Here is a 23793-nt window from a genome sequence, read left to right as displayed (position 1 = left end):
TAACCGCTGCTTCGCACAAAAAAGGATCCCCCGGGCAGTGCTGCCCGGGGGATCCTGCGGGAGGTGTTCGGTGAAGGCGTCCGCGGCCGTTCTTCCGCTTCTGCCTTCACCGAAGTGTGGGGGTGCTACACGTCGCGGCGCTTGGTGACGATCAGCGCCACGATCAGGAGCAGGACGGCCCAGCCGCCCAGGACCAGTCCGCCTTCGAGCTGGTTCAGCGCGCCGTCAGCAATATTCGTTGCCACCAGCTGGGAACCGGCGCTGCTCGGCAGGAACCGCGCGGCGTCCGGAATCCAGTCCGCCAGGCCGGAGATCAGCTGGATGATCACCGGCAGCACGAACAGCACGCCAATAATGGTGACGACCCCGCCGGCTGTGCTGCGAAGCAGCGACCCGGTGGCTACACCCATGATCGCGATGCCGGCCAGGAGTGTTCCGGTGTTGATGATGCTGGGCAGCACCCACGGAGCGTCCAGGCCGAAGTCCAGGTTTTCCGGTGCCAGCAGCGGCTGGCTGATCAGGAAACTGGCAAAGGCTCCGGCGACTCCGATGACGAAGGCAACGAGTGCGGTGATGATCGCCTTGGCGAGCAGCGCCGGCGTGCGGGTGGGAACAGCCACCATGGTGGAGCGGATCATTCCGGTACTGTACTCGGAGGCCACGAGGACCACGGCGAGGGCAGCGATCAGCAGCTGGCCGAAGAGCGCACCCGATGCAGGGGTGTCATAGACCATGGCCTGCAGGTCCATGCCGTTCCCAACACCCATGGCCGGTCCCATGCTGGGATCATCCGCGAGCATCTGGGCGGTTGTGGCCCAGCTCCAAGCCACCAGCGCGGCCAGGCCGACCATGACCACGAGGGTGACGGAGAGCAGGATGACGGTGGAGGGCAGGGTGGTTACCTTGATCCATTCCGAGCGCATGACCCTGGCAAAGTTGACGCCGCTGCCGTCAGTGCGGACCGCCCGGCGGGAGGTCGCGGGTGCGGATGTGGTGCTCATGCTCGGGTTCCTTCCACAACAGGCTCGGCGGAAGCCGGTTCCTGGCTAAATCCGTGTGACTTGTATTCGACGTCGTCCCTGGTGAGTTCCATGTAGGCGTCCTCAAGGGAAACCTGGATGGGCGTCAGTTCGGTGAGCAGGATCCTGCGGTCCAGCGCGATTTCGGCAATGGACCGTGAATCGGCGCCGCTGACTTCAAACAGTCCGTCTTCAACGCGGGTGATTTCAGCCCCCCGCCCTTCCAGGACGGGCAGGAGGTCCGCAGCGTGGTCGGTGCGCACCCGGGTGCGCTGCCGTCCGCCGCCGTCGATGATGTCCTGAATCGGCGCGTTGGCGATGATGCGGCCGCGGCCAATCACGATCAGGTGATCCGCTGTAACAGCCATTTCACTCATCAGGTGTGAGGAAAGGAAAACCGTCCGGCCCTCGGAAGCGAGCCCCCGGGCAAGATTCCTGACCCAGAGCACGCCCTCGGGATCCAGGCCGTTGACCGGCTCGTCCAGGATCAGCGTATTGGGATCTCCCAGCAGCGCAACGGCGATGCCCAGGCGCTGGCCCATACCCAGCGAGAACCCGCCGACGCGCTTCCTGGCAACCGGTTCCAGACCGGTTAGCTCAATGACTTCGTTGACGCGCTTGTTGGAGATGCCGTGCGTAGCGGCCATGGCCCGCAGGTGGTTGTAGGCCGACCGGCGGGTGTGCACTGCCTTTGCGTCCAGCAGCGCACCTGCCTCGTGGAGCGGAGCCTTGTGCTTGGCATAGGGCTTGCCGTTGATGGTGACGGTTCCGGCAGTGGGACGGTCAAGTCCCACAATCATCCGCATGGTGGTGGACTTGCCGGCGCCGTTCGGACCCAGGAACCCGGTCACTTTCCCGGGTTCGACAGTAAAGGAAACGTTGTCGACCGCGGTCTTGCTGCCGTAGCGCTTGGAGAGGCCGTGTGCCTCGATCATGGTGATCCTCATCTAGGAGCGTACAAATTCGTGGGGGTGACTCCACACTATGCGCACCATGTGCTGCAGCGGACCGTTCCTAGGGATGATTCAGGCTAATTCAGGAGTCCCCCTTAGGGATGACTCAGGGATTTCCCTGACGCCAAAGGGGATGAGGCCCTAAACATCGCGCTTCCTGAGGACGAGGATGGCCGCGGCCAGGAGCACCACTGCCCATCCCGCGAGGATCAGTCCGCCCTCCACCTGATTGAACTGACCGGGCTGGACCTGCGTGGCTACCAGCTGGCCCGCGGCGCTGCTTGGCAGGAAACGGGCGGCGTCTTCCACCCAGTCCGCCAGGCCGGTGAGCAGGCCGGCGATGATGGGCAGGACAAACAGCGCGCCCACCAGGGTCACCACTCCCCCGGCCGTGTTGCGCAGGAGTGCGCCAATACCCACTCCCATGATGGCAATCAGGGCCAGGACCGTCCCTGTGTTGATGATGGAGGGCAGCACCCCGTCTGCTTCCAGACCGAAGTCCAAATCGGAGCCCCCAAGGATTGGCTGCGCCAGCAGATAGGTGGTGAAGGCCGCCAGCACACCGACCAGGAAGGAGATGACGGCTATCACCAGCGTCTTGGCCAGCAGTGCGGGAATACGGGTGGGCACCGCCACCATGGTGGACCGGATCATTCCGGTGGTGTATTCGGACCCAATCAGCACCACCGCCAGTGCAGCGATCAGCAGCTGACCGAATGGAAGGCCCGCGGATGGAACGTCATACGCAGCGGTCTGCAGAGACTGGCCGATTCCCTCGGGCGGGCCTGACTCCGGATCGCTGGCCAGCTGGACTATCCCCCAGGCGACCAGTGCACCCAGGCCGACCATCACTGCGAAACTCACCGCCAGGAGGATGACGGTCGAAGGCACGGTCGCCGTCTTGATCCACTCAGAGCGCAGCACACGGCCAAAGGTGACCGGACGGCCGGCCCAGGATCGCTGTGACCGGGACCCAGGGGCTGCAGCTGTGCTCATTCGCTTTGTCCTTCGTTGGCCGGGAACGCCTGCGCGCCGATCTGCTGCGACTGGTATTCGACCTCGCCGCCGGTTAGTTCCATGTAGGCATCTTCAAGGGTTTCCTGCTGCGGGATCAGGCCGGTGATAAGGATCCCCCGGGCGAAGGCCGCCTCAGCGATGCTCCGGGCGGACAGCCCGAGGACCGTCAGCTCGTCCGCCGCCTCCCGGCGTATCTCCACCCCCGCAGCGGCTACAGCGGCTGCCAGGCCGTCGGCGTCGTCCGTTCGCACCAGGACGCGTTCGGCCTGGCCGCCGGTGAGGACTGTCTCGATGGGCGCGTCGGCCAGGATACGGCCGCGGCCGATCACGATCAGGTGATCAGCCGTGACGGCCATCTCGCTCATCAGGTGGGAGGAGATGAACACCGTACGGCCTTCGGCGGCGAGGCCCTTGACCAGGTAGCGCACCCACTTCACGCCTTCCGGGTCCAGGCCGTTGACCGGCTCATCCAGGATCAGGGTCTGCGGGTCCCCCAGCAGGGCCGCGGCAATGCCGAGGCGCTGTCCCATACCGAGTGAGAAACCGCCCACCCGCTTCCTGGCCACCGGACCCAGGCCGGTCAGCTCGATGACCTCGTTGACGCGTTTGGTGGAAATGCCTTCGGTCGCGGCCAGGGCGCGCAGATGGTTGTATGCCGACCGTCTCGGGTGCACGGCCTTTGCCTCCAGCAGCGCACCGACCTCGTGCAGCGGCATCCGGTGCCTGGCGTACGGTTTCCCGTTGACCGTCACTGTTCCTGAAGTCGGATGGTCCAGACCGACAATAAGCCGCATGGTGGTCGATTTTCCGGCACCGTTGGGCCCGAGGAACCCGGTCACCCTTCCCGGCTGGACCGAAAAGCTCACCCCGTCCACGGCAGTCTTGCCGCCGTACCGCTTGGCGAGTTCGCGCGCCTCGATCATTGGGTTTCCTTACGTTCGCGGGCGGGGTCCTACCGTGAGCTCACTGCCTCAAATTTCCGCACGGCAAGGGGAACAAAAACAAGAAGCAGGGCCGCAGATCCGATCAGCACGGTCGCAATTGCGTGCTGCATGGGCCACGTGTCTGGGACCGGAGCCGAACCCAGGTTGCCGAACAGCTGCCGCACAGCCTGCACCAGGGCCGAAACAGGGTTCCATTCAGCAAAGATCCGCAGCGGCTCGGGCAGGGTGGAACTCTGCACGAACGCGTTGGAAATGAACGTGATGGGGAACAGGATGATGAACGAGGCGTTGTTGATCGCTTCCGGTGAACGGACGGACATGCCCAGCAGCGCCATGACCCAGCTGAAGGCATAGGAGAAAAGCAGCAGCAGTCCGACGCCGGCGAGGAAGCTCGCAAACGACGTGTTGACCCGCCAGCCCACCAGCAGGCCCGTGGCCATCATGATCGTCACCGAAATCGTGTTGAGCACCAGGTCGGAATTGGTGCGTCCGACCAGGACGGCGGACGGGCTCATGGGAAGGGTGCGGAACCTGTCGATGATGCCTTCCTTGAGGTCCTGGGCCATCGCGGACCCGGAAAAGGTGGACCCGAAGACCACGGTCTGGGCGAAAATCCCGGCCATCAGGTACTGGGTGTAATCCGTTCCCTGAACCTGGATGGATCCGCCGTAGACCTGGCTGAACAGCAGGACGAACATGATGGGCTGTAGCACTGCGAAGGCGAGCATGTCCGGTGAGCGGCGGATCTTTATCAGGTTCCGCTTGGTGACTGTCCAGCCGTCCGAAGCCCAGCGTCCAATGGCGGATCCCTCGGTGGGGGCCAGATCCAGGGCCCCGGCTGCGGCGGTCACTGTGCGCTCCCTGCGTCTGCTTTTTCCTGGCCCGCTTCGGCCATGTGTCCGGTGAGCTTGAGGAACACGTCGTCGAGGGTGGGGCGGCGGATCCCGGCGTCGTGCAGTTCGATGCCTGCAGCGGCCAGGTCTGCCAGAACGTGCTGCAGTGCCGAGGGACCTTCAGTCACTGCCACCTCCAGGCTGCGTCCGTCACTGGCGGTCTGGACTTCTCCGCTGCCGTACCGGGCAAGCACGTCACGGGCCACACCGGCGTCGAATCCTTCAACCAGTGCCACTGCCACACGGTGTCCGCCGATCATGGCCTTGAGCTGGTCGGATGTTCCCTCGGCGATGACTTTGCCGCCGTCGATCACCGCGACGCTGTCTGCCAGCTGGTCGGCTTCTTCCAGGTACTGGGTGGTCAGCAGCAGGGTGGTTCCGGCGGCAACCAGGGATTTGATGACATCCCAGAGCGCCAGCCGGCTGCGGGGGTCCAGCCCTGTGGTCGGTTCGTCCAGGAACAGCACCCGGGGTTCGTTGACCAGGGCACCGGCGAGGTCCAGCCGGCGCCGCATACCGCCGGAGTACCCCTTGACGGGGCGGTTGCCGGCATCGGCCAGGTCGAACTGTTCAATCAGCTCAGCCGCCCGGCGGCGGGCTGCCGGGGCCGGCAGGTGGTAGAGCCTGCCCACCATGCGCAGATTCTCAATACCGGTCAGGTTCTCATCCACGGCCGAGTACTGTCCGGAAACGCCAATGATCCGGCGCACGTCCTTGGGACGCTGCAGGACATCGAACCGGTCGATCACGGCTGTGCCGGCATCGGGTTTGATCAGGGTGGTCAGGACCTTGACCGCGGTGGTCTTGCCAGCTCCGTTAGGACCCAGCAGGGCTTTGACGGTGCCTTGGGGAACTGCGATGTCCAGTCCGTTCAGGGCATACACCGGACCGGACTTTGACTTGTAAACCTTGGTCAGGCCGCGGGCCTGGATCAGGGGATCCCTGCGGCCTTCGGACACAGGATTAAGCGGGGAAGAATTGTTGGGGGGAAAGGACATGCGCTCAGGTTAGGACTGAGCGGACGCGCTGGATAGGCCTTTTCCGGACAGCTTCAGTCCGCAACTGTGCGGGGAGGAGGAACTTGGCTGGAATTGCCCGTTAGGCGGCAGGATTCCCTGTACCCAGGTCCTCCGGCTTCCGCTCGGCGGCGACCGGCGCAAAAAGGATGGACATGAGCATTGCCGCGCCCACAACCAGCAGCGCGTTGCGCAGGCCCCACTGCTCGCCAAGGAAACCAAGCAGCGGAGGGCCGACGAAGAACGCCGTGTAGCCAAGGGTAGAAACAACCGAAACCCGGCCCGCAGCATGGGCCGGATCGTCACCGGCGGCGGACATGCCCATGGGGAAGCCCAGTGCGGCGCCAATCCCCCACAGGATGACGCCGATCCCGGCGAGCCAGAGGCTGGGTGCAAACACAAAGAGAATCAGACCCGCCAGTGAAGCTCCCATGCACAGCCGAAGCGCCCGCACCCGGCCCATCCGGTCGATCAGCCTGGCGCCGAACCAGCGCGTAGCGGTCATGGCTGCCACGAAGGTCCCGAACATCACCGCACCGGCGGTTTCAGAGGCGTCCAGCCCATCCACCGTCGCCTTCGCCACCCAGTCGTTGGCGGCACCTTCAGTGAGGGCGGCACCAAGGACAACGACGCCGATCAGCAGCGTGCGTCCTTCTTTCCAGGCTCCGAAGCTGGAGGGCTTCGGGCCGCCGTCGTCGTCGTGGGCGTGCAGCATCTCCGGGGAATCCGGCAGGAAGGCCTTCGGCACCAGGATTACGAGCACTACAGCCAGCACCACGATTCCGAGCAGGTGGACTGGGAGGCTGACTCCCAGTGCGGAAAGCCCGGCGCCAATCATGGCTCCGATGAAGGCTCCGCCGCTGAAGGCTCCGTGGAACTTGGGCATCAGCGTCCGCCTCAGCCCGCGTTCAACCTCTGTCCCTTCCAGGTTCATGGCAACGTCCCACAACCCGATTCCGGCGCCAAAGAGCAGCAGGCCGCCGGCTGTGAGGGGAATCGATGCCCAGGCCAGCCCGGCAGCGATCACAAGGGCAGCGGCGGATGCCAGCAGTCCCCCGGTGCGGACGGCATTTGCTGTCCCCACCCGCTGTGCCAGGGCACCTGCCAGCGGAAGGGCCGCAACTGATCCAACGGCTGAGAAGAGGAGCAGCAGCCCTACACCGGCGGAGCCGATGTCCAGGGCCTGCGCTGCTGCCGGGATCCGCGCTGCCCAGCTGGCAAAGATCAGGCCGTTCAGGGCGAAGACGGCGAAGACAGCCAGCAGGGCCCGGTCCAGGGTTTTCGTGTTCACTCCCTCATTCTGGAGCCCCGGGGCCGCCGGAGGGAAATGCCGTCCGGCGTGGCGCCTAGCGTGCCCGTTCGACCCGCTTTTCGTCCCAGACGGGTTCTTCGGACTCATAGACGCGCCCGTCGGAGCCGAACACCAGGAACCGGTCAAAGCTGCGGGCGAACCAGCGGTCGTGCGTCACGGCCAGCACGGTTCCCTCGAATGCCTCGATGGCCTTCTCCAGCGCCTCGGCAGAGTGCAGGTCAAGGTTGTCCGTCGGTTCGTCGAGCAGCAGCAGGGTGGCACCCGAGAGTTCCAGCAGCAGGATCTGCAGGCGGGCCTGCTGTCCGCCGGAGAGCGAGTCGTACTTCTGTTCCCCCGAGGAGGCCAGGCCGTAGCGGTCCAGTGCCCCCGCAGCCGCCTCCCGGCCCAGGCCGGAGCGGTGCTCGTCGCCGCGGTGCAGGATGTCCAGCAGCGTCTTGCCCAGCAGGTCAGGGCGAAGCATGGTCTGCGCGAAAAAGCCGGGACGGATCCGGGCACCGAGCTTGACCGAACCCTCATGGGGCACCGGTGCGATCTCCACCTCGGAAACCGGCTCGTGTTCCTTGTCCGGATCGCTGCCGCCGAGGGCCAGGAGGCGCAGGAAGTGTGACTTGCCGGAGCCGTTGGATCCCAGAACGCCAACCCGGTCGCCAAACCAGATTTCGGTGCTGAACGGCTTCATCAGGCCGGTCAGCTCCAGCTTCTGGGCCACGACGGCGCGCTTGGCGGTGCGGCCGCCGCGCAGCCGCATCTTGACGTTCTGCTCGATCGGCAGCGCTTCGGGCGGTCCGGCTTCCAGGAACTTGGCGAGCCGGGTCTGGGCTGCGTGGTACCGGTTGGCCATGTCGGACCGGAACGCCGCCTTGTTCTTGTACATGTTGACGAGTTCCTTGAGCTTTACGTGCTCCTCGTCCCAGCGGCGGCGCAGTTCTTCAAAGCGTGCATTGCGGTCTTCCCGGGCCTTGATGTAGCTGCCGAATCCGCCGCCGTGGATCCAGGCAGACGCCCCGTTGATCCCCGGTTCAAGGGTGACGATGCGGGTCGCAGCGTTGGCGAGCAGCTCCCGGTCGTGGGAAACGAACAGGACGGACTTTCTGGATTCGGCGAGCTTGGCCTCGAGCCAGCGCTTGCCTGGCACGTCCAGGTAGTTGTCCGGCTCATCGAGCAGCAGCAGCTCGTCAGGTCCGGAGAACAGCGCTTCCAGGACCAGGCGTTTCTGCTCACCGCCGGAGAGCGTGCTGGCCTGGCGGTACTGGGCAGCGTCAAAGGGCATGCCCAGGGCGGCGGTGGTCACTTCGTCCCAGACCGTCTCCTGCTCGTAGCCGCCTACGTCGCCCCAGTCCGCAATGGCCTGGGCATAACGCATCTGGGTGGGCTCGTCGTCGTTCTCCATCATGGCCTCTTCGGCCTCATCCACGGCCCTGGCAGCGGCCGCGATGGCCGGCGGAGCGGCAGAGACCAGCAGGTCCCGCACGGTGCTCCCGTCCCGGACCTGGCCGACGAACTGGCGCATGATCCCCATGTTCCCCGACCGGGAAACGGTGCCCTCGTCCGGCTTAATATCCTCGGCGATGATGCGCAGCAAAGTGGTCTTACCCGTGCCGTTCGGTCCGATCAGGGCCGTTTTGTGGCCCTCGCCCACCTTGAAGCTGACGCCGCTGAGCAGCTGCCTGCCGTCGGAGAGGAAGTAGTCGATGCCGGATACGTCTAAATGAGCCACGCTTCCATCCTCCCATCGCGGGGATGGACTTCCGCCGGCGTGACGGCGGTCCGCCGCGGGCATAGGCTTTTGTGTTGGCAATTACCGCAGAAATACCGCAGAAAACCAGGAGAAAAAGATGATCTTCATCGTCGTTAAGTTCAAGGTCAAGCCTGAGTGGACCGATCGGTGGCCCGAGCTCACCGCGGCCTTCACCGCTGCCACCCGCGCGGAAGACGGCAACCTCTGGTTCGACTGGTCCCGGAGCCTGGAAGATCCGAACGAGTTTGTGCTCGTGGAAGCGTTCAAGGACGACGCCGCGGCTGCCCACGTCAACAGCGACCACTTCCAGCAGGCCATGAAGGACATGCAGCCCGCCCTGGTCGAGACCCCGCGCATCATCAATACGCTCATCGACGGCCAGGAATGGTCACGGATGGGCGAACTGGAAGTTAAGTAACACCAGCCGGAGCGCGCCGGTTATTCCTCGAGGGAGAATCCGGCGCGCTCCAGCAGTTCGCGCAGGTCCACGACGGTCTGTTCGTCGATGTCCTTGCCGCGCGGCGGAGTCAGGTAGTCCGTTTGGCCGGCGATGGTCACCTCGTATTTACCGTTGTGCTCACGGGTGGTGTCGGCGACGGTGTCCAGCAGTGAACGGACCCGCTTCCATTCGATGTTGTGGGAGACGGGGTGGCGCAGGATCTGGTTCAGTGTGTCCCGGTGGTGGTTGTTCAGGTGTTCTGGTGTGTCCGTCATGGGAACCTCCTCCTTCAAGTTCCCCATGGCGTGCGCTTCAGTGCAAGGGTTCAGGGCCGGAAGTTCAGCCCTGGGGTGTCCCCGGCCAGTTCGAGTTCCGAACCGAAGCTGATGCTCACCAGGTCAGTGCGGTTCTCCCAGCGCCCTGCTCCGCTGACGTCCTCCTGATACACCGCACGGGCCTTGCCGCCGGTCGCATACACCGCGAGTCCGGTTTCGGGCGTTCCAACGATCCGGTACTGCGGCGCCTTCTCCAGGCTCCATTCCAGGTTCCGGTACCGCTCCGGCCCGAAAGCGGTATAGGCGGCATTGGGGCAGGCAGCGGGCGCTGCTTCGTGCCCTGCAAGGCAATCCGAGAGATAAGCCTCTGCCTGCAGCTGTACTTCGGGCGCCAGCTCACCCGTAACTGCGGGCCGGAGGCGCACACCTTCCGGGCCGCCCGCCATTCCCGGCTCCACGGTCACCGTCTGGCCCGGTCCATAGCTGAGATAACGCTGCGGCGGGCCCTGGATGAGGTAGGAACCCGGCAGCAGCAGCACTTCGGCATGGCTGGTGCCCGGCGGGAGTGCAAGCTCTGCACCGTTGATCAGGATTGTTTCCGTCCCGGCGGGAACGTCCACCTGCACCGTCCGCGCGGCGGTCGGTTCAAGCTGCCAGACGGTGAAGATCCACGCTCGGATCCCGGTATCCCTGAGCCGGAACTCAACGGGTTTGGTCTCGCCGTTCTGCACCACAGCCGCCTGCACGACGGCGCGGCCGTCGCGGATTTCCTGTCCCAGGATCGAGAACCCGGTGATCCTGTGGCCGGCTTCGCGGTACACCGCTTCTTCCTGCGGCACGAGCGCCTCAACAGCCGGCAGCAGGGAGTGGGCGGCGGAGTGGTCCCCCGATGCCAAAGCAGCCAAATAGTCTTCGACTTTTGCCTTGGGGCCCAGGACGTCCTCGCTGACAAACCGGTAGCCCAGTACGGCTGCCGCCGCGAGCACCGCTGCCCCGGCCGCCGCCAGAAACGCTGCCCTGCGGCCGCGCGGTGATCCAACGCTCCGACGACGGCGGCCGCGGCCGCGCCCTGCGCCTGGGCGGACAGGCCCGGGCGCCGCGCCGGCAGGCGGCGTGGCAGAGCCTGGACGTCCCGGACGTGGTTGGACTGTAACCGTCATGAAAGATCCCCCGGTCGTGCTGTGGCGGGACGTTTCCATGCCACTGTCTTTGGATGCCGAGTCCCAAGATACAGTTCTCTCCCCCTCCGGGCCGTTGGTGACGCCGTGCGGCGCGGACCCGGAACCAACCCGTAACCTCGCAGCAAACCGCCGGCGGGCTTCCCGCTCAGGAGGATCCCGCAGCGGGTCCCAGCGCGGGGACCGGGAGGCCAAAGACATCCTTCAGCGCCAGGCGCGCAGCGTGGTACCCGCCCATCCCGTGGACGCCGGGGCCGGGCGGGGTGGAGGCTGAGCACAGGTAGACGCCGGGCAGGGGGGTTTGCCAGGGGCTGGGCGAGAGGACCGGCCGGCGAAGCATTTGCCCCAGTGTGACGGCCCCGGCACCAAAATCCCCGCCCACATAGTTTTCGTTGTACGCGGCGAGGCCCTGCGCCGTCGTAGTCCGGGTCTCAAGGACCACGTCCCGGAACCCGGGAGCGAAGCGCTCAATCTGGGCTGTAATTTCGCCGGCCATGTCCCGGTTGGAGCCCGCCGGAACATGGCAGTACGTCCAGAGGATGTGATGCCCCGCCGGTGCGCGGGTTGAATCAAAGCTGCTGGGCTGGGAAAGAAGCACGTAGGGCTCCCCGGGATGCCGGCCGGCTGCCACCTCCGCCTCGGCCGCAGCAGTTTCGGTCCGTGTTCCGCCCAGGTGCACTGTTCCTGCAGCGGCGACCGCGGGGTTCTTCCACGGAACCGGCCCGGACAGGATGAAGTCCACCTTGCAGGCCGCGTTGCCGTACCGGAACTGGCGCAGCGTCTTTTCATAGCGTGCCGGCAGCCGCCCCCCGGCCATGCGCAGCAGACCGGCAGGGGCGGTATCGAGAATCACCGCGCGTGAGCCGGAGACCTCGGCCAGGGAATCCACTCGCACCCCGGACTCGAGCTCTCCGCCGTGGGCGAGGAGGTCCTCAACCATCGCATCCGCAATCGCCTGCGAGCCGCCAACCGGAACCGGCCAGCCAACGGTGTGGGCCAGCAGGGCAAGCAGCAGTCCCCCGCCGGCTGAAGGCAGCGAGGGCAGCTGCCCCACCGGGTGGGCCATCACCCCGGTCAGCAGGGCAGGGGCGGCCTCCCCGCTGAACCTGCGGTTCCAGGCCGCGGTTCCCTGGTCCAGTGCTGCCAGTCCAAAACGCAGCGCTGAGCGAGGTTCCCGCGGAACCTTCAGCAGCGGGTCCATCAGCGTCCGGGTGATCGCTTCGCTGTGCCGGACCAGCGGGCCCATGAGCCTTTTATAGGCGTTGCCGTCGGGGCCAAGGTCCTGGATGGTTCGTTCCAGGCTCCGGTAGGCAACCGCAGCCTGCCCGCCGTCCAGCGGCTGCGCGTACGACGCTTCGGGGACCTCCATCCGGATCCGGTCAGCCAGGCCGAAATCCCGGAAGAAGGGCGATGCCAGTCCCATTGGATGGACTGCGGAGCAAACGTCATGCCGGTAACCGGGACGCATCAGTTCGCTGGTGCGGGATCCCCCGCCCGCGGTGGGTGCAGCTTCCAGGACGCGCACGGACAACCCGGCGCGGGCCATGGTGACGGCGGCAGCCAGGCCGTTCGGCCCGGAACCCACCACAGTTACGTCAGTCACGGCCGGCCTTGGCATCCGGACGCCGAATCCGCGCTGCGGCGCGGCGGAGGAGACCGGGGGCGTCCCGGCGTACCCGAAGGGCTGTTGCGAGTGCGCGGTAGCGGAGCGGATGCAGCGGAATGTCGTAGGTCGTGGGAACCGTGACCACGGTCTTCGAGAAATTGCGTTTGAACGTGGTGACGTTCGCCAGCGAGGGATAGTTCTCGCTCTCAATGCCGGTCAGGCCGCAGGCTGTGTTCCCCGCGTCCTTGAGGATCTTGAACGCTTCCCAGAGAAGCAGGTAAGGCGCGTTGGTCTTCCGGGCATCGCGTGAGCTGGCAGCGAAGTAGTACACCGCGTAGCCGCGGTATTCCGTGGTGATCAGCCAGGAGACCGGCTTGCCGTCCACATAGGCCACCATGAGGCGCAGATGGTCTCCGAGTTCGGTGAGCAGGGTTTCATAGAACGCGGAATCGAAGCTGGAGAACCCGTCGCGGGCTGCAGTCTCCTGCATGATCGGGAAGAGCTCGGTGCGGAAAACGTCCGCCCACTGCTCCCGCTCCACAGCGCGCACTTCCACGCCCAGCTTCTCCGCCTTGCGGATAAGGTTCCGGGCATTAGGCCGGAACGCCGCGAAAATCTTGTCCGTATCCGGCGTCAGGTCCACTACGATTTCGCGCTCGTACCAGCCGTGTTCCAGCGGCCCGGCGACCGGCGGCTGGACATGCTCCACCTGCATCCGGACGTACAGCGGATCCACGGCGGGGTCGGCCCTGAACTGCTCCTGCACGGTGGCGACCAGCCGGGCTTCCGCCTCGGGCGTCCGTTCGGTAAACCAGGTGGGTCCGTTTACCACTACGAGGGACGGGCGCAGGCGCCGCCGTGAACGCAGGTAACTGGCGGTCGCAACCAGCTTGCCGCCGTCGTAATAGGCCCAGATTCCGTAGGGATCGCGGCCCAGTCTGGTCTCGAAATCCGCCCAGTAGGGCGTTTGTTCCAGCGGAATGACGACGCCGGGGTGCCCGGCGGCGAGGGACTCAAAGTCCTCGCGCGACAGCTGCTGAAAACGGTAGGGAGCGGGGGTCACTGTGCTTCTTTCGCCGGGGCTGCGTCCGTTTCCAAGGGTACCCGAGGGCGGCGGCCGAGCCTGAGCCGCCAGCGGTCTGGCGCCTGGTTGAACGGTCCGCCCTGCGGATCGTCGATGCCCATGCGGCGGACCGGATCGGTGCGGGGGTCCCAGATATCCAGGGCCACCCTGAACATCAGGTACATGGTTGCGCCCATGTGCCCCGCTACTGACAACACGAACCAGCCTGAATCAAGGTTGTTCTCCGGGGGTCCGCCGCCAAGGATTGCGGCGAGGTAGAGCCAGATTGCCCACCAGTGCATTACCTCGAAGAACTGCCAGATCAAAAAGTCCCGCCAGCGCGGCCGGGCCAGTGCCAGCAGCGGCACGAGCCAAAGCACGAACTGCGGTGAGTAGACCTTATTGGTGAGGATGAACGCGGCCACGATCAGGAAGACCAGCTGGGCCATTCGCGGACGGCGGGGCGCCGCGAGGGCCAGCAGGGCAATCCCGGCGCAGGCCAGGGCGAAGAGGAAGTAAGCCCAAAAGCCGATGAATGCGGCATCTGCCTCAAATTCCGGGAAGGTAATGTTCCAGGCTTGCCAGACGCTTGAATTCCCCGCACCGCGGTCCCGGGAAAACTCGTAAAAGTACTTCCAGCCCTCGAAGTCGCGGAGGGCAAAGGGAACATTCACCGCCAGCCAGGTCAGGGCAGTGGCTGCGAACGTGACGACGGCGGGACGCCACTTGAAGGTTCGGATCGCCAGGACGAGCACGGCACCGAGGATCAGCACTGGATAGAGTTTCAGCGCCGTTCCCAGGCCTATCAGCACCCCGGCCAGTGCCGGTTTGCTGCGGGCGAAGGCCAGCATGCCCAGGGCAGCGAGCATCACGGCCCAGATGTCCCAGTTGATGAACATGGACAGGATCATTGCCGGTGCAACGGCCACCATGGCCGCATCCCAGGGGCGGCGGTTGGCCATCCGCATGGTGGCGATCACCGTGACGATCCAGGCCGCGGTGGCAAACACTGCATTGAGGTCGAAGTAGAGCAGCCAGCGGGATTCCGCCTCCGCGGGGACCAGCCAGGCCACAAACCCGGCGAGCAGTCCCAGCAGCACCGGGTACTCGAATTCAGATCCGGCGCTGATGAAGGGATAGATCCCCTCTCCCAGCCCCCGGGCACCGAACAGGGCCGGCCAGTCCGAATAGCACGCCTGGTAGAACTGGTTGGACCAGCCGTTTGCCCGGCAGGGGGTCTTCGCCAGCAGCGCCAGCAGGGCCGCGCCCGTGGTCATCAGGATCAGAACGCGTTCCACCGTGAAGAAACCCGGGGACACCATTCCCGGGGCCGTGAACTTCCCCATGGGACCGCCGAGTCCCTCCGTGAAGCGGCTCAGCAGCCGGTCGTTTCGGCTTGGCACAACAATCCGCATCGGCCGGCGGCGGGGCGTGGAATCCATGCCTACCAGTATGCCGGTGGGCCCCCGCGCGGCCACGTCCGACTGGCTGAAACTGTGCTCAGGATGCCTGCAGGGTGCCGCCGCCGGCCAGCTGGTAGTCCTGTCCGTTGAGGTAGCCGTTTCCATCTGCCCCGGGATCGTAGGTGAGGGTGTGGCCGTTGCCCGTGATGTTGGTGATCTCGTTGCCCGTAACCAGCGCGCCCTGCACCGAAGTGGCGGAGGAATCCGCGGCGAGTTCCACCATGCTGGTGTTGTCCAGTTCCAGGCCCACGTTGCTCAGCGTCCCGGTGACCCGGCTGTTGGCTGTCAGTGACACGGACAACGTGCTCCCGGCGTCGGCGGTCAACTGTCCTTCCAGCACCGTTTCCTGCAGCGAGGCCGAAGCACTGCCGTTGCTGGACACGCTGATCAACGCACCGGATCCGGGGTCCAGTTTGGGTGCATTGCTGAGGTTAATGGTGGCACTCACTCCGTCTACGAAAACGGCGTTGCCGTCCTTGGCGGTCAGTGTTCCGCCGGACATGGTGAAAGTTCCGCCTCCGGTGCTGCCCGGCGTACTGGAGTACAGATAGGCACCGTGGGTGCCGCCGGTCAGATCTGAACTGGTGGTGCGCACCGAGTTGGCGCCCTCCACAACGGCAGCCTCCGCCAGCGCCGAAGATCCGGTCAGGCCGCACACGGAGATGATCCCCGTGGAGTAGATGACGGCGGACAGATCACCGCTTGCCGTGGCGTTCCCTCCGCTGACCTGGATGTCTCCCCCGCCGCGGTCAGTGGCGATCACGCTGGAGTGGTCACTGGCGGTGGACAGCTGCGGGCTCACGGCCGTGAGGCTCCCGCCGTCGGTAACATCCAGGGCGTGGGAGAAACTGCCCTGGGTCTTCACGCTCACGTCCTGCAGGGACGCCGAGGAACCCGTGCCGGTCGCAAACACCCCGTTGGCGCCGCTGCCGGCGGTTTCGACGGTGGTCCCGTTCATGGACAGGGATCCGCCCCCGGAGATGAGCACGGCGGCATTGAGCCCGGAAAAGCTGGATGAATCGGTGCTGGAGCTGTCCCCCGACTTGCTGATGGTGGACGCACCCACTGCGCGCTGCTGCCCGCTGCCCACCTCGAGGGCGGACTTGTCCGGGTCCGCGGCGGAGAAATCACCGCTCTCCGGACTGGGTGTGGCAGAGGGCTCCGGCAGCTCACACTCGTCGGCGAGCTGTGATGCAGAGCCGGATTCCGCCGTCGGGCTCGGGGATGAGCTTTCCGTACCGCTGTCCTGGGTGCAGGCCGTGAGTCCTCCGCCCACAAGAAGCCCGGCTGCTGCCAGGGCGGCGGCAGCTCGGCCGCGGAAGGTTGCTGGCAGGGATTTCATGGCGCACTCCTAGCGGAGGGTCGGGCTCCGGCACTGTCTTTCCAGCGTAGGCACCGTGGCCCGCCCTGCCATCTACCTGCCGGGAAAACCCGCTGCCGCAGGGCCAGTCTGGCCGGTGTCTGCACTGCGCCGCGCATCTGCGGACGGTGCCTGAGCATTGACGGCCGGACAAAGTAGACTAGGTCAGTTGCCTGCGCCGCCTGCGGCGGCACACTGACGCGTCAGCGGCGGGCGGCGGCACAGGAATGTCTTCAAAGGAGAACCGTGGCAAATAACCCGATCCGGGTAGCAATCGTTGGTGTTGGTAACTGCGCTGCATCGCTGGTGCAGGGCGTCCACTACTACCGCGACGCAGACCCGACAGCAACCGTCCCAGGCCTGATGCACGTCCAGTTCGGCGACTACCACGTCAATGACGTGCAGTTCGCGGCCGCATTCGATGTCGACGCCAAGAAAGTTGGCCTCGACCTTGCCGACGCCATTGGTGCCAGCGAGAACAACACCATCAAGATTGCCGACGTCCCCGCGACCGGTATCAAGGTGCTGCGCGGCCACACCCTGGACGGACTCGGCAAGTACTACCGCGAGACGATCAGCGAGTCCGATGAGGCTCCGGTGGACGTGGTTGCCGAGCTCAAGGCTGCAAAGATCGACGTCATGGTCTGCTACCTGCCCGTTGGCTCCGAACAGGCCGCAAAGTTCTACGCCCAGTGCGCCATCGACGCGGGCGTGGCTTTCGTCAACGCGCTGCCCGTCTTCATTGCCGGTACCAAGGAGTGGGCGGACAAGTTCACCGCGGCCGGTGTGCCGATTGTTGGTGACGACATCAAGAGCCAGATCGGTGCCACCATTACCCACCGCGTGATGGCGAAGCTGTTCGAAGACCGCGGCGTCACACTGGACCGCACCTACCAGCTGAACGTCGGCGGCAACATGGACTTCAAGAACATGCTGGAGCGTGAGCGGCTGGAGTCGAAGAAGATCTCCAAGACCCAGGCTGTGACGTCGAACGTTACCGCCGAGCTGGCTGCCAACGACGTCCACATTGGCCCGTCCGACTACGTCGCCTGGCTGGATGACCGCAAGTGGGCCTTCGTCCGCCTGGAGGGCCGCAACTTCGGTGATGCTCCGGTGTCCCTCGAGTACAAGCTCGAAGTCTGGGACTCCCCCAACTCCGCGGGTGTGATCATCGATGCCGTCCGTGCAGCGAAGATCGCCCTGGACCGCGGCGTCGGCGGCCCTATCCTCTCGGCCTCCAGCTACTTCATGAAGTCCCCGCCGGAGCAGTACAACGATGACATCGCCCACGAAAAGGTGGAGCAGTTCATCCGCGGAGAAGTCGAGCGCTAAGCCCTTCCCTTCCCCCAAGAATCGAGATAGCAGAAAGTGCACGTCCCAGCGCTGGGACGTGCACTTTCTGCTATCTCGTTGGGGCAGGCAGGCTAGAAGAGGCCCGACGGCGTGCCGTCCGGCGCGACTCCCATGCGGAGCGCAGCGGGTTCCTTCGGCAGCCCCGGCATCGTCATCACCGCACCGGTCAGCGCCACGATGAAGCCGGCGCCGGTCTTCGGCACCAGGTCCCTCACATGGACGGTGAACCCTTCCGGCGCCCCCAGCTTCGCGGCGTCGTCGGAAAACGAGTACTGGGTCTTGGCCATGCAGACCGGGAAGTTCTCCCACCCGTTTGCCTTGATTTCCTCCAGCCTGCGCAGCGCTGGCACGGAGAACTCGACGTCGTCGGCTCCGTAGATCTCCCGGACCACCGTGCGGATCTTGTCCTCCACACTCATTTGCAGCGGGTACAGCGGCCGGACGTCCACAGGCTTCTTCAGCGCTGAGAGCACCTTGGCTGCCAGGTCATCGCCCCCGGGGCCTCCCCCGCCGTGCGCCCAGACGTCCGCTACAGCGGCGTCCACTCCTTCGCGGGCGCACCACTGCAGCAGCCAGTCGATTTCCTCTTCCGTGTCCGTGGTGAAGCGGTTGATCGCGACGACCGGTGAGAAACCGAATTTACCGAGGTTCCGCACGTGCCGCCGAAGGTTCGCCGTGCCGGCTTCCAGTCCGGTCAGGTTTGGTTCATCCAGCCGCTCCCGGGGCACCCCGCCGTGCATTTTCAGCGCACGGACGGTTGCGACCACCACGACGGCGTCCGGGGCAACATCTGCCACCCGCGACTTAATGTCCAGGTACTTCTCCGCCCCAAGGTCGGCACCGAATCCGGCCTCGGTAACAACGACGTCGGCCAGGTTCCGGCCCAGCGTGGTCGCTATCACCGAGTTGCAGCCGTGGGCGATGTTTGCGAAGGGGCCGCCGTGGACCAGCGCCGGGGTTCCCGCGATGGTCTGCACCAGGTTCGGCTTGAGGGCATCCTTCAGCAGCAGTGCCAGCGCCCCCTGGACACCCAGATCCGCTACGGTCACCGGCTGCCGCTCCCACGTGTAACCGACGGTGATCTGCGCCAGCCTGGTGGTGAGGTCCTCTATGTCCGTGGCCAGGCAGAAGATTGCCATGATTTCCGAAGCCACGGTGATGTCGAAGCCATCTTCGCGGACAGTTCCCTGGCCCGGCCCGCCAAGGCCCACCACAATGTGCCGCAGCGAGCGGTCGTTCATGTCCATGACCCGCCGGAAGGTGATGCGGCGGGGGTCGATACCCAGTGCGTTTCCCTGGAAAATGTGGTTGTCCGTCAGCGCGGCCAGGGCATTGTTGGCGGACGTGATGGCATGGAAATCCCCGGTGAAGTGGAGGTTGATTTCTTCCATCGGGATCACCTGCGAGTAGCCGCCGCCGGTGGCGCCCCCCTTCATGCCAAGCACGGGACCCAAGGATGGCTCACGCAGGGCAATGACCGTCTTCTGCCCGGCACGCGCCAGCGCGTCCCCCAGCCCAACGGTCACCGTTGACTTGCCTTCGCCGGCAGGCGTCGGGCTCATGGCGGTCACCAGCACCACCTTGCCCGGCTTCGAACTCTTAGGCACCAGAGCCGGGTTTACCTTCGCCTTGTAGCGGCCGTAGAGTTCCAGCGCGTCTTCAGGGATGCCTGCAGAATGCGCAATGTCGGTGATGGGCTGCAGCGTCGCAGCCCGGGAAATGTCGAGGTCATTGGCCATAACTCCACGCTGGCACCACCCCCGGCCCCCGTCAATCCGGCACACCCGCCTTACGGCAGCGAGTTTTTAGTTGCCGACGGGGTGGACCGCCGGCTGCTCCGCTGCGTGGCGGTAGGTCTGCGTGGTGAGGGTGGCGGTGCGCTCCCAGCCGAAGGAACGGGCCTGCGCTGCGGCGTTTCGACCCAGGTCGCTGCGCCAGGCGCGGTGATCGAAGAGTGTTTCGAGTTCAGCGGCCCACAGGGACGGATCGTGCCCCTGGACGAGCACACCGGTGCGCCCGGAGCTGACTGCCTTGGGCAGCCCGCCGACGTCGGCTGCCAGGACAGGGGTTCCGCATGCCTGTGCTTCCAGGGCTACAAGTCCGAAGGACTCACTGAAGGAAGGAACTGCCACTACGTCCGCTGACCGGAACCAGCCGGCAAGTCCGTTAGCTTCCACCGGCGGGTGCAGCTGGACGGTGCCGCGCAGTCCCAGCTCGCGGACCGAGGCATCCAGATCCAGGATCTCGGAGCCGCTGGGCGCACCAAGAATACTCACCCGCAAGGGGATGTCGGGACGGGAGGCACGAAGGCGCGCAGCGGCTTCGACAAGCACCTGGGGACCTTTCATCCGCTGGATCCGCCCGGCAAAAACCACGTGGAACTCCCCGCGGCGGACGCCGTGCCGTGCCCTGGCCTCAGTGCGGCCTGCGGGCGAGAAGACGTCAAGGTCCACACCGGGGGCGACTACGTCAATCGACTGGGGATCGGCCCCGTACCAAGCCACGAGCTCATCGGCCTCGGTGGTGGTGTTTGCGATGAGGCGGGCCGCCGCGTGCACAACGTCCTGTTCGCCCTGGATCCGGACCTGGGGTTCGGGAGCCTGGCCGGGCTGAAGCTGAAGGTTCTTGACCCGCGCCATGGTGTGCATGGTGTGAACCAGCGGAACGTCCCAGTGGCGCGCCAGGCTGGTGCCGGCAACGCCGGAAACCCAGTAGTGCGAATGGATCACGTCATACCGGATCCCGCCGTGCAGGGCTGAGCGTGCCACTCCCTCGGCCAGATCGCCGGCCAGTCGGGGAAGCAGTTCCTTGGCCACCTTTCGACGAGGACCGGCGACTACATGGTGGACGGTGACGCCTGGAGCCAGTTCGACGGCGCGGGGCTGGTCCGGTGCGCAGGCACGCGTGAAGATGTCCACTTCAACGCCCATTTTTGCCATTTGGACGGCTACGGATCGGACGTACACGTTCATGCCGCCCGCGTCGCCGGAACCAGGCTGTTCGAGCGGCGAGGTATGCAGCGAGAGCATGGCCACCCGGTTGACCTGGGGCACAGCACTCCCTTCGTCGCTGGCCTGTGTTCCCTACCTATCGACCATACAACGCGAACGGGGCCCGCTTTGTTTCCTTATCCCCGGTCTGCTGCGGAAATCCGCGGCAGACCGGGGAAGGGTGTGCAGTCTCTCACTGCCCTTTGCCCGGGGGAAAGGAGTAATGGCTCAGCAGGCTCAGCTGGCGCTGCTCCTGCTCGTCAACCAGGGCACCGCTGGAGGCCACCCTGGCAGCCAGGGCCCGGCGCAGCAGCTGGAATGCTCCGGAGGCCAGGGTCCGAACGGATACGCCTCCGCGTGAGTTGGTGGAAGACGCCGTGGACTCCCTGTCCGGAGATGACGGCGGTTCCCTCTCGGCTGAGGAAGAAGGTGGTGCGTACGCGCCCACGGAGGGCAGCTTGAAAGAAGGCATGACAAAACTCCTGGAATGGATGTCTGAAAAAGCACAGGGAAAAGGCGGGAACTGTGCTGATAAATGGGGTGCCTAATGGCAATAAATAGAAACCGGTGACCAGACCGTCCACGAATGCTGAATTATGCCCGTGGAATTAATGGGCAGGCATCGCGGTTTAGGCGCCAAAGGGAATCAGTTAGATGCCGGTGTGGTCCGCAGCGGGCCACGGCAGCTTCGAGGCGTGCACTGGCCCAGGGTTCGCGAATGAATCCGGGAACCTGAGCCGGCTGCGTCCCCTAGATGCTCCGTGGTGGACGGAAGCAAAGAATCCTAGGCCTGAAGGCCTGTTCCACCCGGGAACCGTCGAAGGGAGATGGCTGCGGGGACCGCTGTCCACCGGATCATATCCGTGTTATCAAACACCACATTCCACCTCCTGGTTCGTTTAGCTCTAATCCCCGGGGTTGGAGTCATCCAAGTCCGCAGGGGCTGTGAGCGCCGCAACTTTGCGCGCTAAAAAAATATAACCCGAACTGCCAGCTGCTGCCAAGCCTTTTCCGGAATTAGTTTAAAAAACCTGCTACATATTCCATTTCAGTATGGCCGGCGTGTGCTTGTCCCAGCCCAGGACGCACACAGCTGCTGTCCCAAGCACCAGGTGGCGTCCGGCGTCGGGGGCCAGCCCAAGCCAACGGGCCGCGAGTATCCGCAGGAAGTGTCCGTGCGCGACCAGGAGCGCACGCTCCAGCGGCACCGCATCGGGATCACGGTCCATGGCAGTTCCGCAGCCTGCCTGCACGGTGGAAATAATGCGGTCTGCGCGGGCAGCTACTTGTGCAAGGGTTTCGCCGCCCGGAACGCCGTCGTTCCAGATGATGTACCCGGGGTTCTCTTCCCGGACTTCGGTGCTGCGCCGGCCCTCGTTCTTGCCGTAGTCCCATTCATGGGCGTGCGGGAGGACTTCAGGGCTGGGGTGTCCCAGCAGCTCCGCAGTGCGCCTGGCACGGATGAGGGGTGAACTGAATACGCGGTCGAACCGGACGTCGCCGATCTTTTCCCGTGCCGCGGTGGCCTGGGCTTCGCCCTCCATGGTCAGCGGAATGTCGGTGAGGCCGGTGTAGTTGCCCTCCCTGGACCACTCGGTCTCACCGTGGCGGACCAGCCAAAACGTGGGCAGCCGCGTTCCGGCCGGCGTCAGGTCAGGTACTGCCGGGCCCAGATTCTCCGTGCTCATGAACATCCCTTCTTTAGCGGAGCGGACTTAGGGAAGCTCTTCGGCTTCACGGCTTTCAGGCTGCTGCTGCCACCATTCGCGCAGTTTCGCCTCGGCCTCACCGGGAGTCCCGGGTCCGTTCTCCATTCGTTCTTCGAGCAGGAAACGGTAGGCACGTCCCACCACCGGACCGGGACGGATCCCCAGCAAAGCCATTATCTGGCTGCCGTCGAGGTCCGGGCGGATCGAGGCCAGCTCTTCCTGCTCTGCCAGTTTCTCAATCCGCGCTTCGAGGTCATCGTAGGCGAAGGCCAGCCGCTCAGCCTTGCGCCGGTTGCGGGTTGTAACGTCCGACCGGGTCAGGCGGTGAAGGCGCTGAAGCAGCGGTCCGGCGTCCGTAACGTAGCGGCGGACGGCGGAATCACTCCACCCGGCATCGCCGTAACCGTAGAACCGCATGTGCAGCTCCACCAGCCTGGACACAGCCTTGATCGTGTCATTGTCGAAACGCAGCGCCTTCATGCGCTTGGCGGTGAGCTTGGCCCCAACCACGTCATGGTGCAGGAAGCTGACCGCCCCGGTCCCTTCGAAGCGCCGCGTGGCGGGCTTTCCGACGTCGTGCATCAGTGCCGCGAAGCGGAGCACAAAGTCAGGGGAAGGCACAGGTCCGTCCGGGCCGGTCTCCAGGCCGCAGGCCTGCCTGAGCACGGTCAGCGAGTGCTGGTAGACGTCCTTGTGCCGGTGGTGTTCGTCGATTTCCAGGCGCAGGGCAGCAACCTCAGGCAGAACGTAGTCCGCCAGGCCGCTTTCCACGAGCAGGTCAACGCCGTCTGCCGGAGACTTGCCGTTGATGAGCTTTACCAGTTCATCCCGGACGCGCTCTGCGGAGATAATCTCAATCCGCCCCGCCATGTCCTTCATGGCTGCGAAGACTTCGGGGGCCACCGTGACACCCAGCTGGGAAGCGAACCGCGCAGCCCGCATCATCCGCAGCGGGTCATCCGAGAAGGACGACGCCGATGCCCCGGGGGTGCGCACCATTCCCGCGTTCAGGTCCCGCAGGCCGCCGAATGGGTCAACGAGCTCCATTTGCGGCAGGCGCAGGGCCATGGCGTTCATGGTGAAGTCACGCCGGTAGAGGTCATCCTCCAGCCGTTCGCCAAAGGCGACGGCCGGCTTCCGGGAGTCCGGGTCGTACGCGTCAGCACGGTAGGTCGTGATCTCGATCTGGAATCCGTCCTTGCGCATTCCGATCGTGCCGAACTCCCTGCCTATCTCCCAGTATGTGTCGCACCAGCGGCGAACCACGGAGATGATGTCGTCCGGACGGGCATTGGTGGTGAAGTCCAGGTCCGGAGAGACCCGGCCAAGGAACAGGTCGCGCACGGGTCCGCCCACCAGGGAGAGTTCAAAACCGGCAGCTTGGAAGAGCTCTCCCAGCTGCGGGATCACGTCAGGAAGCTTGGTGGTGGGGAATGAACTGTCGGAAAGGTGCGCCATAGTGCTT

At 65.2% G+C, this 23793-nt stretch carries 22 protein-coding genes; 3 read left to right on the top strand and 19 right to left on the bottom strand.

The features are described from left to right. Nucleotides 1–125: 125 nt before the first annotated feature. The 8 genes from AO716_RS16250 to AO716_RS16215 form a co-directional block, all read right to left on the bottom strand. A complete protein-coding gene (locus tag AO716_RS16250; RefSeq protein ID WP_055242865.1) occupies nt 126–1001 on the bottom strand; it encodes an ABC transporter permease in 876 nt (291 codons plus the stop codon). Then, entirely contained in the window at nt 998–1954 is a 957-nt protein-coding gene (locus AO716_RS16245; RefSeq protein ID WP_055243028.1) for an ABC transporter ATP-binding protein, read from the bottom strand. Before AO716_RS16245 ends, AO716_RS16250 begins: the two co-directional genes overlap by 4 nt. Before the next feature lie 159 nt (nt 1955–2113). Next, on the bottom strand, nt 2114–2968 hold the full coding sequence (locus tag AO716_RS16240; RefSeq protein WP_055242863.1) for an ABC transporter permease subunit: 855 nt from the start codon (nt 2966–2968) through the stop codon (nt 2114–2116). Further along, nucleotides 2965–3912, bottom strand: coding sequence for an ABC transporter ATP-binding protein (locus tag AO716_RS16235; protein WP_055242861.1), 948 nt, complete (start codon nt 3910–3912; stop codon nt 2965–2967). The genes AO716_RS16240 and AO716_RS16235 overlap by 4 nt, the downstream gene beginning before the upstream one ends. 29 nt (nt 3913–3941) lie before the next feature. Beyond that, nucleotides 3942–4784 carry an ABC transporter permease gene (locus AO716_RS16230; RefSeq protein WP_082413662.1) on the bottom strand — a complete coding sequence of 281 codons (843 nt, stop codon included), beginning with the start codon at nt 4782–4784 and terminating at the stop codon, nt 3942–3944. After that, entirely contained in the window at nt 4781–5824 is a 1044-nt protein-coding gene (locus AO716_RS16225) for an ATP-binding cassette domain-containing protein (RefSeq protein ID WP_082413661.1), read from the bottom strand. The genes AO716_RS16230 and AO716_RS16225 overlap by 4 nt, the downstream gene beginning before the upstream one ends. A gap of 100 nt (nt 5825–5924) precedes the next feature. Beyond that, nucleotides 5925–7133 carry an MFS transporter gene (locus AO716_RS16220; protein WP_055242859.1) on the bottom strand — a complete coding sequence of 403 codons (1209 nt, stop codon included), beginning with the start codon at nt 7131–7133 and terminating at the stop codon, nt 5925–5927. Between the two features lie 55 nt (nt 7134–7188). Continuing rightward, nucleotides 7189–8871 (bottom strand): ABC-F family ATP-binding cassette domain-containing protein, encoded by a 1683-nt coding sequence (locus tag AO716_RS16215; protein ID WP_055242857.1) that lies wholly within the window; start codon nt 8869–8871, stop codon nt 7189–7191. Between the two features lie 118 nt (nt 8872–8989). Here AO716_RS16215 and AO716_RS16210 point away from each other — a divergent pair, with 118 nt between their 5' ends. Then, nucleotides 8990–9310, top strand: coding sequence for a putative quinol monooxygenase (locus tag AO716_RS16210; RefSeq protein WP_055242855.1), 321 nt, complete (start codon nt 8990–8992; stop codon nt 9308–9310). Between the two features lie 20 nt (nt 9311–9330). Here AO716_RS16210 and AO716_RS16205 read toward each other — a convergent pair whose 3' ends face one another. Both AO716_RS16205 and AO716_RS16200 read right to left on the bottom strand, forming a co-directional pair. Further along, nucleotides 9331–9606 (bottom strand): hypothetical protein, encoded by a 276-nt coding sequence (locus AO716_RS16205; protein WP_055242853.1) that lies wholly within the window; start codon nt 9604–9606, stop codon nt 9331–9333. A gap of 50 nt (nt 9607–9656) precedes the next feature. Further along, a complete protein-coding gene (locus AO716_RS16200) occupies nt 9657–10592 on the bottom strand; it encodes a hypothetical protein (RefSeq protein WP_055242851.1) in 936 nt (311 codons plus the stop codon). Nucleotides 10593–10636: 44 nt separating this feature from the next. On the opposite strand from AO716_RS16200, the gene AO716_RS17840 reads away from it, so the two are divergent. Next, complete coding sequence (locus AO716_RS17840; protein ID WP_268235006.1) at nt 10637–10759, top strand: hypothetical protein; 123 nt, start codon at nt 10637–10639, stop codon at nt 10757–10759. A 173-nt stretch (nt 10760–10932) separates the two neighbouring features. Here the strand turns inward: AO716_RS17840 and AO716_RS16195 are convergent, their stop codons facing one another. Genes AO716_RS16195 through AO716_RS16180 form a run of 4 tightly spaced genes read right to left on the bottom strand, consistent with a single transcriptional unit; the run spans nt 10933 to nt 16258 of the window. Continuing rightward, a complete protein-coding gene (locus tag AO716_RS16195) occupies nt 10933–12387 on the bottom strand; it encodes a phytoene desaturase family protein (protein WP_055242849.1) in 1455 nt (484 codons plus the stop codon). Next, nucleotides 12380–13453: a lipid II:glycine glycyltransferase FemX gene (locus AO716_RS16190; protein ID WP_055242847.1), complete on the bottom strand. Its 1074-nt coding sequence runs from the start codon at nt 13451–13453 to the stop codon at nt 12380–12382. The genes AO716_RS16195 and AO716_RS16190 overlap by 8 nt, the downstream gene beginning before the upstream one ends. Further along, entirely contained in the window at nt 13450–14895 is a 1446-nt protein-coding gene (locus AO716_RS16185; RefSeq protein ID WP_055242846.1) for a glycosyltransferase family 87 protein, read from the bottom strand. The genes AO716_RS16190 and AO716_RS16185 overlap by 4 nt, the downstream gene beginning before the upstream one ends. A 58-nt stretch (nt 14896–14953) precedes the next feature. Further along, nucleotides 14954–16258 carry a hypothetical protein gene (locus AO716_RS16180; protein ID WP_055242844.1) on the bottom strand — a complete coding sequence of 435 codons (1305 nt, stop codon included), beginning with the start codon at nt 16256–16258 and terminating at the stop codon, nt 14954–14956. Nucleotides 16259–16522: 264 nt separating this feature from the next. Here AO716_RS16180 and AO716_RS16175 point away from each other — a divergent pair, with 264 nt between their 5' ends. Then, on the top strand, nt 16523–17608 hold the full coding sequence (locus AO716_RS16175) for an inositol-3-phosphate synthase (RefSeq protein ID WP_055242842.1): 1086 nt from the start codon (nt 16523–16525) through the stop codon (nt 17606–17608). Between the two features lie 92 nt (nt 17609–17700). Here AO716_RS16175 and AO716_RS16170 read toward each other — a convergent pair whose 3' ends face one another. The 5 genes from AO716_RS16170 to AO716_RS16150 all read right to left on the bottom strand — a co-directional run bounded on the left by AO716_RS16170 (nt 17701) and on the right by AO716_RS16150 (nt 23786). Beyond that, complete coding sequence (locus AO716_RS16170) at nt 17701–19368, bottom strand: formate--tetrahydrofolate ligase (RefSeq protein WP_055242840.1); 1668 nt, start codon at nt 19366–19368, stop codon at nt 17701–17703. A gap of 66 nt (nt 19369–19434) precedes the next feature. Continuing rightward, nucleotides 19435–20682, bottom strand: coding sequence for a D-inositol-3-phosphate glycosyltransferase (gene mshA, locus AO716_RS16165; RefSeq protein ID WP_152970021.1), 1248 nt, complete (start codon nt 20680–20682; stop codon nt 19435–19437). Between the two features lie 130 nt (nt 20683–20812). Next, nucleotides 20813–21091 (bottom strand): hypothetical protein, encoded by a 279-nt coding sequence (locus AO716_RS16160; RefSeq protein WP_055242838.1) that lies wholly within the window; start codon nt 21089–21091, stop codon nt 20813–20815. 562 nt (nt 21092–21653) lie between these two features. Beyond that, entirely contained in the window at nt 21654–22307 is a 654-nt protein-coding gene (locus tag AO716_RS16155; RefSeq protein ID WP_082413681.1) for a histidine phosphatase family protein, read from the bottom strand. Between the two features lie 27 nt (nt 22308–22334). Then, complete coding sequence (locus tag AO716_RS16150; protein ID WP_055242837.1) at nt 22335–23786, bottom strand: CCA tRNA nucleotidyltransferase; 1452 nt, start codon at nt 23784–23786, stop codon at nt 22335–22337. Nucleotides 23787–23793: the final 7 nt, after the last annotated feature.

It is taken from the genome of Arthrobacter sp. Edens01, from assembly GCF_001307035.1.
Taxonomy (GTDB): Bacteria; Actinomycetota; Actinomycetes; order Actinomycetales; family Micrococcaceae; genus Arthrobacter_B.
This window is presented reverse-complemented; position numbering and strand designations above follow the sequence as displayed.